The sequence below is a fragment of the Arcicella sp. GW821-FHT09D11 genome (genome assembly GCF_059416265.1).
Map to the genome: position 1 here is coordinate 84,425 of NZ_JBWKOV010000005.1, position 13,705 is coordinate 98,129.

Consider the following 13,705-nt stretch of genomic DNA (forward strand, 5'->3'; position numbering starts at 1 on the left):
TTAATGGCTTTTACATTGAAATGACGAAAGAGTACCTATATCTTTATTTTTTACCAGTAGCTTCTCCGAACACGCGACAGAAGTTTCCTCCACCTATTTTTCCTATTTCATCTGCATTAAATCCGCTCTTTAGTAGTGCGTCAACTACTGCATAGTAGAATCCTGTTTTTTGATCTTGCCAAGCTTCATTGGTACGTTCTCCAACTCTACCACGGTTTTGACCACCGCCTTGCCCATTTTGTGGTTTATTATTTAAAGCACCTTCTGGACGTTTTTCAGCACCTCCGCCTTCTGGTTTTAGACTTCCTTCGGACTTTGCACCACCAAAACCTCCTGCACTCCTATACACTGGAGTTAATTTGGTATCTGTACCAATACATACATGGTCAACGCCAATGACATCAACTAAAGCTCTGATGTTTTGAGCATACACCAAAGGCGTGTCAGCTAGATGTGTCCACACACCTATTATACCACCAGTATCAGCAACGATTTTAGCCTGTTCTTTGCTAATGAGTCTTGGCTTCATCATTTTTGCCATAAACTCATTCTTGCCAAGTTGTGTATCAAGACCAGTATGGGAAATAATGACTGGATGTTGTGCTATCTTGAGTGAGGTCGCTATTGTATCTCTATCAGCATGTGCCAAATCCACCAGAATGCCCAATCTGTTACATTCTTTAATTACCTCAGTACCGAATGGCGTTAGTCCACCAAATCGTGGAGGATTAGTGTATACATCCCCTAATGGTACAGAAGCATCACTATCATGGAGTAAAGTCAGGTGTCGCAGTCCTCGTTCGTAGGCTATGCCTACTCTTTCTAGCTTGCCTTCCAAAAAGTGTCCGCCTTCCACTGATTGTATAGCAATAGGCTTGTGCGTTTTGTGTGCCTTTTGTAAATCTGACAAGTTCAGCGCACGTTTCATGCCATTATTTTTGAGTTGCTCGTCTATGACACTCATGGCATTGAGAAAGCGTTCCCATGCTTCACCCGAATTTTGTAATTTTTGATAATCCAGTGCAAATGTCATGCAGATAGCAGACAAGCCAGACTTTTTCATTTCGCCTGCAAGGTCGATATTAGGACCTGGCATTTCGGCTTTAGTCAGTGGAACATCGATATGATTGTGTGTATCAATACCAATGGTAGATGCTACGAGCGCCGCAACGCGAGGGTCAATCTCATCGATTGCCCAAGCCCAAGATGGTAGAGGATTTAGAACCATTGTAGCCGTGATGCCTGCTACAGCTTTTAGGAACTCTAGTCTAGACCAGTTTGTTTTATTTTCCATAAAGTATAATATTGCTTACTTAATTTTTATCATTGGATGGTCTTTCCCCATCAAGACAAAAGTAGAAGGATATAGTTGTTTTTATGTTGAATATCGCCCATTAGGGTTTAAAAATCGACAACTGTGGGCTATTATCGGGTAAATACTATAAAATTGGGGGGTAGGAGGAGGTATTTGAAGAAAGAAGAAATATGTGTTAAAACAAAAAAAGACTACTTTTAAAGTAGTCTTTTTAATTTGGAGGGAATCCATGTTGTAGTCCGTACGGGAATCCCGAGGAACACAGCTAATGGTTTCATTTATAGTCAATTAGCAATTATGGAATTGCTTTGGAGAATAGACACAACATTTATGCTATCATTTTAAGTGAATATAATTTAAACTTAGTACCGCAATTAATGTTGTTGACTAAGCCTATTCTCAGACTAAAATTTCCTGCTCGTAGATTACTTAACTGTTCTTCAGCACTATAAGCTCGTATTCTAAGCTTATCCATTTCTTCACTCATATCTTTCATCATTTTTTTCCAAAAGCCTACTGGCTCAACTTTTTCAGGTTCAACGTCTAAGAAGTAAGTAATTGGAACTTCTAATACTTCACAAATTTGTTCCAATGTTTTAACTTTTATTGTTTCATTCTCAATCATTTTTTTTATACCATCTTGAGTCATACCAATTCTTTCACAAAGATTCCCTTGAGTCATACCTTTTTGCCTCAGAGCTGTCTTAAATTTTTCTGAAAAATTCTTCATTTTAATATTATTTAAATTAAGGACTTAATAAGAATTATTTGATTCTAATTATTTTTAAATATTATTTGATAATATTTTATTGATTTTGTTGTTTTTTCATAAAATATTCTGATATTTGTATCACAAACAAGAACAGAATAAGAAATAAACAAGAAGACAATACGAAATTAATAAGAAGTGACTGAATTAAGTTCGATTTTATGCTTTTTTTATTGAACGGTCAATATGTCGGATGAATTAATCAAAATAAGGGAAGCATATTTTGCGAAAGCAATAAAAGATAGAAAGACTATCAAAAAAAATATGCAAGATATTTTTGGTTATGGCGAAAGGAACGTTATGCACAAAATTAGTGGTGCGGCTGCTTTAACTGATAGAGAAACAGAGTATTTATTTAGGGCTTTAAAAATTAAGAGGTGATATGAAGAGAATACTTAAAATTTTAATAAAGATTCAAGCAGTTAAACTTTTAAAAGTATACTACAACCGTAATGGCGGTTATAGTATAAAATCCTTAACTGAAGATTCTCAAGCATTATATGAATGGATTATGAAATCTTAGATAAGCAGTAGACTTCAAAGCTTTTTTCTTTGAATTCTCCTTTGATGGTATCATACCATATGCATTTAATTGTTTCATCATTAATAGAAGAAATTGTCATTTTGGGACTATCTGAATTAAGTTCTACAACGTCACCGATTTTAAATACAGTTTCCATAAAAACATTGGGGGTTTATTGGTTGAATATTGATAATTGCACTTCAAATTTACTATAAATTCCCTAATAAATTAAAGTATTGTTTACGATTAAAGGTACAGTGATTTTAACCGACCGTGAAACTGAATATTTATTTAGGGCTTTAAGACTTAAGAAGTGAAGTGTTAAAATAAATTTATCTCTAGATGTCAAAAACAAATGATTTAGTCGTAGACTGCGAAAATGATAAAAACGAAATTATGAATCTTTCGAACAAACTTGATGATCTCGTTTTTGAATTTTTGAATAAGTATTCTAAAGAATTGTATGAATTAAATAATTTCCCTGATTCTGAGTTCAAAGAAAAATTTGGGGAGGGCAATTATATGACTATTAGCATCATGAGCACCCGAAAACCAGACACCAAAGAGCTTTTCGTGCAGTTTATAATTTAGGGTATTAAAAATCAAAAGATGATATGGAGAAATTAGTATTTGCATTATCAGTGCTGCAATTTGTAACTATCCTTGTGTTAGGCTTAAACATTATCAAAGCCAACAATGAACAGATGGCGTTGAAAACTAAAGAATATAAATTTAACTGTTCAGTAACATTAATAAAGCTTGCTGAACAGTTACATGCTAGACGATTCAATACCTCTATGAAAGAGGTATCTGACTGGATAGAAGTTGAACTTGAGCGTAATAAAAAGTTTTTGGATCAAGAAAATTAAACCAAAAATTAACTCCTTGGATATGATTTTATGGGCATTGAGAAAACCTTTTGAGGTTCGTTTTTATGTAATTCAATTAAAGAAGTATCTATAATAATGTTTGTGTATTCATTGGGTTTAGTTGATAAACAACTAACAACCGTATTACTTAAAAAAGCCACAATTGAAAATCTTTGAGGTTTGTCTTTGATTTTGATTACATCACCAATGTTGAATGGATTTTCCATAAAAAAATAGGGGGTTTAAATGTTTAATATTTGTTTTTCGTGACTCAAATATAGCAAATAAATCCCCAAAAATTAAAGTAAAATAAAGGAAGTTGAGTTTGAGATTTAGCTACGACTAAAATCACCCTCCAGAAGTAGATTAAAACAAAACCAGTGAAGTAATGATAAACGTAAAAGAAGTTGTCATAACAGATTTGTCAAGAAAAGGTACTGGAAAAGATGTTACAAGTCCAGTTAGACCAATTCTTGAAATCTATACAAAAGAGGGCGAATTGTTGGCTTTCCATGATAGTCAAGGCAATTATTCTGTAGAAGATTTGATTTCCTTTTCAAAATTTTGTCTATCAAACAAAGAGCTATCAATTGAAGAAGCATTACAAAATTGGAGGGCTAACTAACTATCTCTTTTTTCAATGCCGAGCCTAATATTTTCAGGGATGTGCTTTTCGTAGTATTCATTAATTTTTTTAGGTTGGGTGATAAGCATTTCACAAATAATATTTACAAACCCAAATAACGCATATGCAATTTCGAGATTATCACTCAAATCAATTTTACCCGGATGAACAGCATTATTACCAATAACACGAACACTGTCAAGAGCCTGTTGCATCATTGGTGGTAGTCCTTTTTTGACCAAACTTTTTATATCGTCATTGATATTGTTGCCTTTTTCGCCTAAATGTATGCAGAGTTTCTGTACCGCAAGCCTTAATAAGGCCGCTGCACCTCTTGGTGAGATATTTACAATATTTTTGGCTTCGTCATAATCGTTTTTTATATCGTCTGGTAAGTCAGGGTTTGCCATTTCAACATTTCCAGTTAATGGGTAAATCATTTTCTCAGAATACCAGATATTGGGTTGTTCGCAATGTCTACATTTGGCTATACTGAAGTTTTGTAAATGAAAACTTGTGTTTCCTTGACTACCACTTGGAAGGCGGCCCACATATTGACATATAATGCTTTCAGACCAAGTCTGTTCAGCAAGTATGCCACAATTTGGGCAGTGATAAGATTTTTGTTTTAATGCCGGTTGTATGTGTTTCATGTTTAACTAAAAGATTGTTTAGAATTACAAATAGTAGTTAGAATCATCTTGTTTAATAGCTTGATTCTTTTCTATAAAATATTGGGGTTTGATTGTGAAAATTTGTTTTAGGTATAGTAAATATAGCAAGAATAACCCCATAAAACATTGGGAAGTACTGTTTTGATTTAGTAAGTCTTTAATTTTTCAGTACTTGTCATAATTACCAAGTAGGTTAGAGCAGATGGTAGCTCGCAAGGCTCATAACCTTGAGGTCACCGGTTCGAGTCCGGTACCTGCAACGATCAGGAAGGTTTGATATTTGAATATTTTAATCTTCCTGAGTTTTTTAAACTACAATACTATGAATTTTGATGAAGTACAAAATTTAGTAAACCATCTTGATTCGGAAGAAAGGGTAAAGCTTAAGGATGGCGAGTACTCCTTTGAGGAACTCTATAAATTCAAGGCAATTTTTTACGCAGGCTTACTTTCTGCATGGAACAAGTCAGGAACAAATAACCCTCATAAATCTCTTCGCTATCAAAATGGCGATTTATGCAATGGTGGCGACTCCTTTATAGTAATGGCCGCTTTGCCTCAAGGGTTAATAACTGGCCAATATCCTATGGATATGTGGGATTATTTCAACATTCCAGAAACTGAAACTGCTTTGTACGCATCCGATAGCCAAACTACAGAGGATACATTTGAACGGCTTATCCTTTTTATGAAAGAGTAAGTTGAAGTCTGGCGGTGGGAGCCATAGCTTTTTAGTAGAAAAGCACCCCCAAACAACAAATCGAAGATGAGGGGCAAACTATTGTCCCTTGGGTATCACCATAAAGCCCCGAACAAATTAGCGTTTGGGGCAAATAGTAAATCAAAAAAATGGATGGTATTAACCCCGAAAGAGGGGTTAAGGTGTTCAACTGGATGTAGGTATGCTAACCCCATAATATCCGAACATTTCATCCATTTTTTTAATCGTACCAAGAGGATTTGTAAAATGGTTATTATTTTTTTTGGTAAGGAGTATACTAATGGCAAACCTCAAACTTGAGGCAGGTTCGACTCCTGCTGCTCCTTCAAGCTTGTTAGATGTGGTAGGTGGCCGACGGGAGGCCGAAGCTTTGGAAAAAGCACCCGTAAAATTGTTTCTTTATTTAGGTGTAGGTGCGAAAGGCTACTGGCTATAGCAGAGGGGCAATCAAATCGGGGAGCTAGCCACTCCCCAAATTTAAACTATGTTTTCAATAACATTTACTTTGGAAGTCATTGCTCTGGTAGGGGCAATTATTGCAACTGAAAAATACTTTAGAGCTAAAAGAAGGAAAGAACTCATTACTTATCAAGAGGCTATTAGGGCAAGAACAAAAGTACTGAAGACAAATCCACCTGAAAAAAAGCCTAAACTTGATAATACAAGTCAGCCAAGCAAAAGTGATTCTTTATCGCACCCAGATACATGGCAGCCTTTTGAACCAATTAGAAGTAATGTTGAAAATGTGCCTTCCAGTTCGTGGGGTTCGGATGACTCAAGCTCAAATAGTACAAGTTCCTCAAGCACTGACAATGGTACTAGCGATTATAGTTCGCCTTCTACATCATGGTCTTCGGATGATTCAAGCTCTAGCAGCTCAAGTTCATCAAGCAGTGATTTTGGAGGTGGCGATTTTGGTGGGGGAGGTGCGGGGAATGATTATTAATCACTCATAATGCTATGAAGCTTAAATAGAACACTTATACCATGAATGAAACTAATTACTCAGACGCAGTCGCCATTTTGCTAGTAGCACATTTAGCCTTAATTGGCTTGTTTGCCTATTTGTTTATCAATTGGACGAACACTCCGCCCATTGATGAACTTGAAACCAAGAAATTTCAATAGAACATTTATATATGTTGCCAGCAACATTCTTTGCTGGCAGCTCTTAGCTAATCAAACTATGAACATCAATTTACATTTACCAGCAAATTCAGTAGATTTTCTACTCGCCATTTTGCCGGTATGCGTCGGGCTAATCAGTTTCATCTTAGGCGTGAGCCTTGGTAAAAAGCATTTTGGTAAGTACTTAATTCAAGATTTAGAGGATGATAATTAGCGAGATTTTATGCCAGGCATTGGGCTGTTTTATAGTTGGATATTGTGTATCACATCTTTATTACAAGTATCAAAGAAGATAATTAAAAGTGGTGTAAGTATCTAACGTAGGGAGTACTGCTCCCTGCGTTTATTGTCAAAATCACTAAAATTAAGGTTTTTTTCATAGTTAAAGGTTAGAGCAAATAGTCCACATCAATAGATGTGGACATATTTAAACTAACCACGACGCAATTTTTATTATAAGTAGGGGTGCTAGAGTGGCTATGTGATTGGTGTGCAAAACCATATTTACGGAGGTTCGAATCCTTCTCTCTGCTCAATTTTTTCGCATAAAAATTTACTGGTTAGGCAAATACCCCCCAGATTCCTGGGGGAATATTTTCAAAACCAACAACTTTACCGTAAAGCAGATGAACAATAAGTAATAAATTTTGAGTACTGAATGTTGAATAAGAAAATAAAAACTCATCACTCAAATACCAGGCATTTTCGTTAGGGCGAAATCTCTATTTATGGCGGTAAATAGATGATACGGGTTCGATTCCCGTAATGCTTGCAAGGATTGTAGTTCTTTGGTAAATTTTCTTGAGTAAAGTTTTGGAAATGTTATGGACATTCCCGACCTTTGAAATGCAAACATTGAAGGGAGTAAAATCCCGTATTTTATTTTTCATTGGACGAAGATCTTGGTCTTCGGAGAACACGTGTAAGTCGTGTAATGTCCTGTCTCTGGCGGTTCCCGCTAGTCTCTTTGGTGTTTGCACCACCGAGGACCTTTTTTTATTGTTTCAAAACTAAACTCAAGGAAATGCAAACACCAAAGAGCGAAGTTCCCAAACAAAAACAGTTGATTAAATCTCTTGAAGATTTTCTCGATGAGAAAGATTGCATCAACCCCGATAATGTCAAAGACTTATTTCGAGGTTTTATTCAATCCGATATCATGGATGCCATGACGGCTATCCAACGAGCAGATATTTACAGAGATTTCGAGCGACTACAAGAATTAACCAAAATCGTTAATTCGTACTGGGACAGCAATCCACCCCAACAGTAACAATTGGCCGTGTGCTAGGCATACGGCCAAAAAGCAAGAAATTGTTTACGTATATACCTATTCGTAAACACAAAATACCCTGTACAAGACTGTACAGGCATTTTCAAACCAGATACATCAAAAATGTATCACAGGTATGTTTTTGTCTATTAAATCGTTAGCGAATGGCTAACGTACACAACATTCACAAAATTACTCGCATGAAAATTGCGAGGCTGAATCTTATTGCCTTATGAAACTAATTACTTTACCCGCATCCGTTTACGCAAGCATTCACGCTAATAATCAAAAGCCAGAACTCAATTGGCTATTGATGAAAGAAAAGCTTGGACAGATTTTAGCGTTCTACAATAAATTGGTAGATGAAGATCGAAAAAGCAATCCCGATAGTAAGCTTATGAAATTGGCCGTATCGATGGAAACGACGGCAAAAAATATCCTCTGGATGTTTATGCAGAAGTTTTCAAAAGGCAAAACCACGAAAGGAGCCGTTAAATTCACTTACAGCTACTTAGCAGCAGCTGTGGGCAAAGAGTACCGAGCACCCGCCGTTATTACAGTGATGAGGCATATTAAGCGTTTCCTAGAGATGCCTAATTCGTTTATTCAAACAAAAGAAAGAAGTACCCTCGGGATTCCGGGCAAAGACATCAATTGTATTGAAATTACGCTTTCGCCTAAGGTAATTGTCTACAAAAACCCTTTGCACCAAAAAGCACACGAAGAAGGTACAGAAATAAATATTAGAAAATTTAATTTGCCTAAGGCATCTACTATTCCTCCATTAAACCCAGTACCATTTGGGAAACTGGCGACTCCTGAGGAAAAGGTTGTCCACAGAGCAACGTCGATTTCAGACGCAATCGGCTCATCCATTGAAGATTACATTAGCCGACAGCGACTTTAAATTAGATACTATCATTTTGTTTTATAAGTATCTTATAAGACCTAATAGGAAACTTGAAATAAGTACTTATAAGAACGTGAAAGTGGTTTTTTAGTGTAGTGATGAAAGGATTTCCGAGCTCACTGCCAAAAAGACAGGCGTCGAATCCAGAAAATTGGAATGTATAAGCACTGCTAAGTACTAATTAAGAAGTACTGATAAGGTCTTATTTTAACTAAAAACCAAGCTGGGGGCGGGGCGAAAAATTACAAAATTAAATAACCAATTGATAATTAGACAACTATGATAACTTTTGAAAAACCAAAGTCCATCACGGATAAAGAAAACAGCAAGTTTGTCGTAACCCTATATCATGAACGTGCGTGGCAATCAGGATACAGTTATGTCAACTTCAGTACTTACTACATGAAGTATACAAAAGAGGTTAAGGAGTATCAAGAATCGACAGCCCACAAAATAGAATTAGGTCGTATCGTCCGTATTGTTGAATCAAGATTAACAGGAGCATTTAAGGAAAATAGGATGAATACCATTTTGGTTTATTTGAACCAAAATAAAGGCAGAAAAGATTTAGGCACTAATCAAGAATTTGCCAAAATAGTGCTTAAAGGAAACGTAGTGACTCAATTCTACTGCAATCATACAGAACAATATTGGATTGACTTTATGACCAGTATAGCACAACAAATTCAGGAAAAACTAACCAAATATATACCATGAAAAAAATACCGATAGCGCTCTCGGTACATGATTACCGAAACCTCAAAGAATTGATCATTGCTCAAGAGAAAATTATTGAAAATGGCCGAATGCTTTTGAGTGGTACAAAAATGATTCGCTATGAATATGTAGTCATTTCTTTCATCTACGAGCGGTATTTGCTATCGCCAGCTTTTGAAAGCATCCGAAACAGTTGTAAGACAAACTTTAATTTTTATATCTATCAAGCTGCTGCACTTTTCTACTTCTTACAGGATGTAGAAAATCTACCTGATGGGCTCAAGCGAGTAAAAGACGATTTAGCAAAAAAGTTGTTGAAATACATGCCTGACCGCTCAAAGTCAGACTTTCAAATTCACTATGAAAGAGAACTTAAGACACAGTGTGGTAATCTAAGCTATACAGAATTACGTGACGAATATCCAGAGGTTTACAATTCCATGAAAGAAACATTTGAGCGATGCCAGTAGAAAAAATAATTATTCCAAGACTGCAATTGCACAATGGAAAAACCTTAGAAAAGGGAGTGACGGTCTCTAATACAAAAGAAGAGGAAAACATCATAGCAGAAATCTGTTTTATTTGCCAAATATCTAAGGAAGAATGGGAGGGGAAAAGGCTTCAATTCCCCAATGAAACAACTTTAATCTACAATGCCATAAAGTTAGGATGTTTGACGATAGACAAAGAAGCTTGTAGCACATTAGAAATGCAAGAACGAACAGATTTTTTTGATATGATACAGTTTACTCCTCAAGAAATTAGACCATTTCAAATGACCGATATCCAGACTAGACTAGAAATATTTCAGAAGTATTTCAGCCAGCTCCCAAGCCAAGCTACTAGACGAAAATCACTCTTATTGTTAATGCTCACTCAAGCAGAAGCAATTGCCCGGGAAATAAAGATAGAACTTGGTCATCTTAATCCAGAACCTTCTTATAAGCCAGTGCATACAGAGCGTTTAGAAAAATATCAAGTTAAAGTTAATCCACAAAATAACCCTATCGAGTGTTGCGGAAAAACATTTAATACACCTCAAGCTTATAGAGGCCATTTAAAATCAAAGAAACATAGGAATGAAGTGTAAATAAAGACGGGAAAAAAATAAGATGAAATTTGAAGTGAACAAAATTTATGACTTAAAAATTTAAAAAGGAATTAATAATGGCATTGTCAACAAATTAACTTGTTGACAATGCTTTAAATATGTCAAATAAATACAGAGTTATAGTTCTATCTTATATAGACCAATCCCATTCCAATAATCCAAAAATATCAAAATCTAGTTCAAAATCGAAATAAGGTTTTCCATTAGGCTCCAAAAGTTCAATTTCCATACATTTGTATATTTTTTCTGGTAGAACTAATGATTTACTTTTTTTCCTTAAAATTATGTACTCTGGTCTTTCAGATGTCTGATTTTTTAAATCAATTTTATCGAATTCACTAATATATTCACTTTCATCATTAACATTAAAATAATTTGAAAAACCGAAATTATCATATTTTTTTTTATTTTGCGCGATATAATTTGTGAATTTACTGGCCTCATCTGATGAGAAACCTGCACCTTTCAAGATTTCTTCCGTTTCAACCAATTTGTAAAAAGTTACACGCACATCTTTTTTTTGCACATTGTTTTTTACGAAGCAGAAATTTTTGAGTGGTACTATGACTTTTTGTCCATTTTGCATGATAGGTAATTGTTTATAGTTTTAGATTTTAATGCATAGTCTTGATTTCATCTGTTAGTTTATTGATTACTTTAAATAAACGTAGTTTAGTTTTTTCGTTAACATCTTCAAGTCCCTCTCGCTCCTCAACCTTATCTCTGAAATCTTAGATGTTTAACAGATTTAATATAATAGTGTTTTGTTCTCCAGCTACCTGAATAACCCACCCAATATTATTTAGACTTGAATTAGAACTATCCATTATTTTTGATTGAATTGATTGTTATTACCTGAAACCTCTATCACTATTAAAATTTACTTAAAGCCGTTATTCATCTTTGAATAAGTCTTCAATACTTAAACCCCAATAATCTACAATCTGCTTGGCTGTATCGGCATATTTTTGTATATCAGGAACAGTTTTCAAAAATGGAGCCAATAATATAAGTGATTCTTTTACAGATGATATCGAAAGAACTTTATCTGGTTTATGGTTAATATAAAAAATAGAAATATTAATTAGCTTCCTCGCCACATCAGGTAAATATACTTGAGGATTTGTTTTGGCTAAAATTCTTTGTATCTCTAAGGTTTCTTGATACGCTATTTCTGCCAAGTCTACTTCATTTTTATCACTATGTAACTTAGCCAGATTATACAGTGTCCTCGCCACAAAAGGTAAATATACTTGTGGATTGTTTTTGGCGAAAGTTCTTCTTATCTCTAATGCTTCTTTATACTCATCTTCTGCCACCCTTAATTCATTTTTAGCCCTATCTAAGTTAGCCAAATTATTCAGCGTCTCCGCCACAAAGGGTAAATATACTTGTGGATTGTTTTTGGCTAAATTTCTTCTTATCTCTAAGGCTTCTTGATACGCTGTTTCTGCCAAGTCTACTTCATTTTTATCACTATGTAAGTTAGCCAGATTATTCAGGGTCATCGCCACAGAAGGTAAATAGACTTGGGGATTGGTTTGAGCTAAAGTTCTATAAATCTCTAAAGCTTCTTGATATCCTGCTTCTGCCACCCCTAATTCATTTTTAGTCCTATGTAAGTTAGCCAGATTATTCAGGGTCTCCGCCACATAAGGTAAATATACTTGAGGATTGTTTTTGGCTAAATTTCTTCTTATCTCTAAGGCTTCTTGATATGCTTTTTCTGCCAAGTCTATTTCATTTTTATCACTATGTAAGTTAGCCAGATTATTCAGCGTCAACCCTATAGAAGGTAAATACACTTGTGGATTGTTTTTGGCTAATGTTCTAAATATCACTAAGACTTCTTGAAATCCCGCTTCTGCCAATCCTACTTCATTTTTAGTACTATGTAAGACCGCCAGATTATTCAGCGTCTCCGCCACATCAAATAAATATACTTGAGGATTGTTTTTGGCGAAATTTCTTCTTATCTCTAATGCTTCTTTATATTCTTCTTCAGCCACTCCTAATTCATTTTTAGCACTATGTAAGTTAGCCAGATTATTCAGGGTCATTGCCACATCAGGTAAATATACTTGAGGATTGTTTTTGGCTAATGTTCTTCTTATCGCTAATGCTTCTTGAAACTCTGCTTCTGCTAATCCTAATTCATTTTTTATTCTATGTAAGACCGCCAAATTATTTAGCGTTCCCGCCATATAAGGTAAATGAACTTGGGGATTAGTTATGGATAAAGTTCTATCAATCATTAATGCTTCTTGAAACTCTTCTTCTGCCATCCTTAATTCATTCTTAGCCCTGTGTAGGTTAGCCAGGTTATTCAGGGTCATCGCCACGGAAGGTAAATATGCTTGTGGATTGTTTTTAGCTAAAGTTCTAAAAATACTAAGCACCTCTTGGCAAGCATTTATAGCTTCATCAAAAAAATTATGCTGTTGCAAAAAAGAAGCATAAGCAAATAGGTTGTCAGCATTTTTATTGGATTCAATAGATAATTGAAAAAATTCCTTCGCCTTTTCGATACGATTTTCAAATGAAAAATCAAGAATTGTCAATTGAGCCTTAAATAGATATTCATTGGAGTTATGAATCAACTTTTCTTTTAAATCAGACAGTTCTTTTTCTTTTTCTTTAGAGAGTTGAAGCAATTCCTTTTGTTCATCTAAAAGGCTTTTTTCATTCAATAATTCATTAGCTTTCGCTATTAATCCCTCATCAAAAGCAGCTTTTGCTTTTTTCAGTCTTTCAGTATCTATCTTAATATTTGATAAAGTCTTGGCTGTTTCAAGCACATTTTGCTTGAATAAATCTATTTCATCTGTTAGTTTATTGATTACTTTATATAAACGCAGTTTAGCTTCTCCGTCAACTGTATTAAGAATGTTTTCAAGTTCCTCTCGTTCCTCAACCTTATCTCTGAAATCTTTGATGTTTAACAGATTTAATGTAATGGTATTTTGTTCTCCAGCTACCTGAATAACCCACCCACTATTATATTGACTTGAATTAGAGCTATCCATTATTTTTGATTGAATTGATTATTATTAACCGAAACCTGTATTAC

20 protein-coding genes and 2 tRNA genes are annotated in these 13,705 nt (G+C 34.9%); 15 read left to right on the forward strand and 7 right to left on the reverse strand.

What is annotated here, in order from left to right; translation table 11 throughout:
• Positions 1-43 precede the first annotated feature (43 nt).
• Both AC07N0_RS15535 and AC07N0_RS15540 read right to left on the reverse strand, forming a co-directional pair.
• Positions 44-1,294: a dipeptidase gene (locus AC07N0_RS15535; protein WP_494589893.1), complete on the reverse strand. Its 1,251-nt coding sequence runs from the start codon at positions 1,292-1,294 to the stop codon at positions 44-46.
• A 349-nt stretch (positions 1,295-1,643) separates the two neighbouring features.
• Positions 1,644-2,045, reverse strand: a complete 402-nt coding sequence (locus AC07N0_RS15540) for a helix-turn-helix domain-containing protein (RefSeq protein ID WP_494589894.1) — start codon at positions 2,043-2,045, stop codon at positions 1,644-1,646.
• Between the two features lie 225 nt (positions 2,046-2,270).
• Here AC07N0_RS15540 and AC07N0_RS15545 point away from each other — a divergent pair, with 225 nt between their 5' ends.
• Positions 2,271-2,465 carry a hypothetical protein gene (locus AC07N0_RS15545; protein ID WP_494589895.1) on the forward strand — a complete coding sequence of 65 codons (195 nt, stop codon included), beginning with the start codon at positions 2,271-2,273 and terminating at the stop codon, positions 2,463-2,465.
• Positions 2,466-2,593: 128 nt separating this feature from the next.
• Here AC07N0_RS15545 and AC07N0_RS15550 read toward each other — a convergent pair whose 3' ends face one another.
• On the reverse strand, positions 2,594-2,764 hold the full coding sequence (locus tag AC07N0_RS15550) for a YodC family protein (RefSeq protein ID WP_494589896.1): 171 nt from the start codon (positions 2,762-2,764) through the stop codon (positions 2,594-2,596).
• Positions 2,765-2,949: 185 nt separating this feature from the next.
• Between AC07N0_RS15550 and AC07N0_RS15555 the strand changes: the two genes are divergently transcribed.
• Positions 2,950-3,198 (forward strand): hypothetical protein, encoded by a 249-nt coding sequence (locus AC07N0_RS15555; protein ID WP_494589897.1) that lies wholly within the window; start codon positions 2,950-2,952, stop codon positions 3,196-3,198.
• A gap of 23 nt (positions 3,199-3,221) precedes the next feature.
• Complete coding sequence (locus tag AC07N0_RS15560; RefSeq protein ID WP_494589898.1) at positions 3,222-3,476, forward strand: hypothetical protein; 255 nt, start codon at positions 3,222-3,224, stop codon at positions 3,474-3,476.
• An 8-nt stretch (positions 3,477-3,484) separates the two neighbouring features.
• Here AC07N0_RS15560 and AC07N0_RS15565 read toward each other — a convergent pair whose 3' ends face one another.
• Positions 3,485-3,703, reverse strand: coding sequence for a hypothetical protein (locus tag AC07N0_RS15565; RefSeq protein ID WP_494589899.1), 219 nt, complete (start codon positions 3,701-3,703; stop codon positions 3,485-3,487).
• 161 nt (positions 3,704-3,864) lie between these two features.
• On the opposite strand from AC07N0_RS15565, the gene AC07N0_RS15570 reads away from it, so the two are divergent.
• The gene (locus tag AC07N0_RS15570; protein WP_494589900.1) at positions 3,865-4,101 is read left to right on the forward strand and encodes a hypothetical protein; all 237 of its coding nucleotides are present in this window, start codon (positions 3,865-3,867) and stop codon (positions 4,099-4,101) included.
• On the opposite strand, the gene AC07N0_RS15575 is transcribed toward AC07N0_RS15570, so the two are convergent.
• Complete coding sequence (locus AC07N0_RS15575; RefSeq protein WP_494589901.1) at positions 4,098-4,754, reverse strand: DUF4145 domain-containing protein; 657 nt, start codon at positions 4,752-4,754, stop codon at positions 4,098-4,100. The two genes, AC07N0_RS15570 and AC07N0_RS15575, sit on opposite strands and share 4 nt — an antisense overlap.
• A gap of 208 nt (positions 4,755-4,962) precedes the next feature.
• On the opposite strand from AC07N0_RS15575, the gene AC07N0_RS15580 reads away from it, so the two are divergent.
• From AC07N0_RS15580 to AC07N0_RS15630, 11 genes are all read left to right on the forward strand, one after another.
• A tRNA-Met gene (locus AC07N0_RS15580) sits at positions 4,963-5,035 on the forward strand.
• 62 nt (positions 5,036-5,097) lie between these two features.
• Entirely contained in the window at positions 5,098-5,475 is a 378-nt protein-coding gene (locus AC07N0_RS15585) for a WDGH domain-containing protein (protein WP_494589902.1), read from the forward strand.
• A gap of 301 nt (positions 5,476-5,776) precedes the next feature.
• On the forward strand, positions 5,777-5,932 hold the full coding sequence (locus tag AC07N0_RS15590) for a hypothetical protein (RefSeq protein WP_494589904.1): 156 nt from the start codon (positions 5,777-5,779) through the stop codon (positions 5,930-5,932).
• 48 nt (positions 5,933-5,980) lie between these two features.
• Positions 5,981-6,442 carry a hypothetical protein gene (locus tag AC07N0_RS15595; protein ID WP_494589905.1) on the forward strand — a complete coding sequence of 154 codons (462 nt, stop codon included), beginning with the start codon at positions 5,981-5,983 and terminating at the stop codon, positions 6,440-6,442.
• Positions 6,443-6,483: 41 nt separating this feature from the next.
• The gene (locus tag AC07N0_RS15600; protein WP_494589906.1) at positions 6,484-6,624 is read left to right on the forward strand and encodes a hypothetical protein; all 141 of its coding nucleotides are present in this window, start codon (positions 6,484-6,486) and stop codon (positions 6,622-6,624) included.
• 459 nt (positions 6,625-7,083) lie between these two features.
• Positions 7,084-7,157 (forward strand) — tRNA-Cys (locus AC07N0_RS15605).
• Positions 7,158-7,648: 491 nt separating this feature from the next.
• A complete protein-coding gene (locus tag AC07N0_RS15610; RefSeq protein WP_494589907.1) occupies positions 7,649-7,897 on the forward strand; it encodes a hypothetical protein in 249 nt (82 codons plus the stop codon).
• 232 nt (positions 7,898-8,129) lie between these two features.
• Positions 8,130-8,804, forward strand: a complete 675-nt coding sequence (locus AC07N0_RS15615) for a hypothetical protein (RefSeq protein WP_494589908.1) — start codon at positions 8,130-8,132, stop codon at positions 8,802-8,804.
• 405 nt (positions 8,805-9,209) lie between these two features.
• Positions 9,210-9,524 carry a hypothetical protein gene (locus AC07N0_RS15620; protein ID WP_494589909.1) on the forward strand — a complete coding sequence of 105 codons (315 nt, stop codon included), beginning with the start codon at positions 9,210-9,212 and terminating at the stop codon, positions 9,522-9,524.
• Positions 9,521-9,994 (forward strand): hypothetical protein, encoded by a 474-nt coding sequence (locus AC07N0_RS15625; protein WP_494589910.1) that lies wholly within the window; start codon positions 9,521-9,523, stop codon positions 9,992-9,994. Before AC07N0_RS15620 ends, AC07N0_RS15625 begins: the two co-directional genes overlap by 4 nt.
• Complete coding sequence (locus AC07N0_RS15630; protein WP_494589911.1) at positions 9,985-10,614, forward strand: C2H2-type zinc finger protein; 630 nt, start codon at positions 9,985-9,987, stop codon at positions 10,612-10,614. The genes AC07N0_RS15625 and AC07N0_RS15630 overlap by 10 nt, the downstream gene beginning before the upstream one ends.
• Positions 10,615-10,765: 151 nt before the next feature.
• On the opposite strand, the gene AC07N0_RS15635 is transcribed toward AC07N0_RS15630, so the two are convergent.
• Both AC07N0_RS15635 and AC07N0_RS15640 read right to left on the reverse strand, forming a co-directional pair.
• The gene (locus AC07N0_RS15635) at positions 10,766-11,221 is read right to left on the reverse strand and encodes a hypothetical protein (RefSeq protein ID WP_494589912.1); all 456 of its coding nucleotides are present in this window, start codon (positions 11,219-11,221) and stop codon (positions 10,766-10,768) included.
• A 307-nt stretch (positions 11,222-11,528) separates the two neighbouring features.
• The gene (locus AC07N0_RS15640) at positions 11,529-13,661 is read right to left on the reverse strand and encodes a tetratricopeptide repeat protein (protein WP_494589913.1); all 2,133 of its coding nucleotides are present in this window, start codon (positions 13,659-13,661) and stop codon (positions 11,529-11,531) included.
• Positions 13,662-13,705: the final 44 nt, after the last annotated feature.

Coding starts and splice junctions, on each gene's coding strand:
- AC07N0_RS15535 (WP_494589893.1), bottom strand. CDS start 1,294: ATGGAAAATAAAACAAACTGGTCTAGACTAGAGTTCCTAAAAGCTGTA.
- AC07N0_RS15540 (WP_494589894.1), bottom strand. CDS start 2,045: ATGAAGAATTTTTCAGAAAAATTTAAGACAGCTCTGAGGCAAAAAGGT.
- AC07N0_RS15545 (WP_494589895.1), top strand. CDS start 2,271: ATGTCGGATGAATTAATCAAAATAAGGGAAGCATATTTTGCGAAAGCA.
- AC07N0_RS15550 (WP_494589896.1), bottom strand. CDS start 2,764: ATGGAAACTGTATTTAAAATCGGTGACGTTGTAGAACTTAATTCAGAT.
- AC07N0_RS15555 (WP_494589897.1), top strand. CDS start 2,950: ATGTCAAAAACAAATGATTTAGTCGTAGACTGCGAAAATGATAAAAAC.
- AC07N0_RS15560 (WP_494589898.1), top strand. CDS start 3,222: ATGGAGAAATTAGTATTTGCATTATCAGTGCTGCAATTTGTAACTATC.
- AC07N0_RS15565 (WP_494589899.1), bottom strand. CDS start 3,703: ATGGAAAATCCATTCAACATTGGTGATGTAATCAAAATCAAAGACAAA.
- AC07N0_RS15570 (WP_494589900.1), top strand. CDS start 3,865: ATGATAAACGTAAAAGAAGTTGTCATAACAGATTTGTCAAGAAAAGGT.
- AC07N0_RS15575 (WP_494589901.1), bottom strand. CDS start 4,754: ATGAAACACATACAACCGGCATTAAAACAAAAATCTTATCACTGCCCA.
- AC07N0_RS15585 (WP_494589902.1), top strand. CDS start 5,098: ATGAATTTTGATGAAGTACAAAATTTAGTAAACCATCTTGATTCGGAA.
- AC07N0_RS15590 (WP_494589904.1), top strand. CDS start 5,777: ATGGCAAACCTCAAACTTGAGGCAGGTTCGACTCCTGCTGCTCCTTCA.
- AC07N0_RS15595 (WP_494589905.1), top strand. CDS start 5,981: ATGTTTTCAATAACATTTACTTTGGAAGTCATTGCTCTGGTAGGGGCA.
- AC07N0_RS15600 (WP_494589906.1), top strand. CDS start 6,484: ATGAATGAAACTAATTACTCAGACGCAGTCGCCATTTTGCTAGTAGCA.
- AC07N0_RS15610 (WP_494589907.1), top strand. CDS start 7,649: ATGCAAACACCAAAGAGCGAAGTTCCCAAACAAAAACAGTTGATTAAA.
- AC07N0_RS15615 (WP_494589908.1), top strand. CDS start 8,130: ATGAAACTAATTACTTTACCCGCATCCGTTTACGCAAGCATTCACGCT.
- AC07N0_RS15620 (WP_494589909.1), top strand. CDS start 9,210: ATGAAGTATACAAAAGAGGTTAAGGAGTATCAAGAATCGACAGCCCAC.
- AC07N0_RS15625 (WP_494589910.1), top strand. CDS start 9,521: ATGAAAAAAATACCGATAGCGCTCTCGGTACATGATTACCGAAACCTC.
- AC07N0_RS15630 (WP_494589911.1), top strand. CDS start 9,985: ATGCCAGTAGAAAAAATAATTATTCCAAGACTGCAATTGCACAATGGA.
- AC07N0_RS15635 (WP_494589912.1), bottom strand. CDS start 11,221: ATGCAAAATGGACAAAAAGTCATAGTACCACTCAAAAATTTCTGCTTC.
- AC07N0_RS15640 (WP_494589913.1), bottom strand. CDS start 13,661: ATGGATAGCTCTAATTCAAGTCAATATAATAGTGGGTGGGTTATTCAG.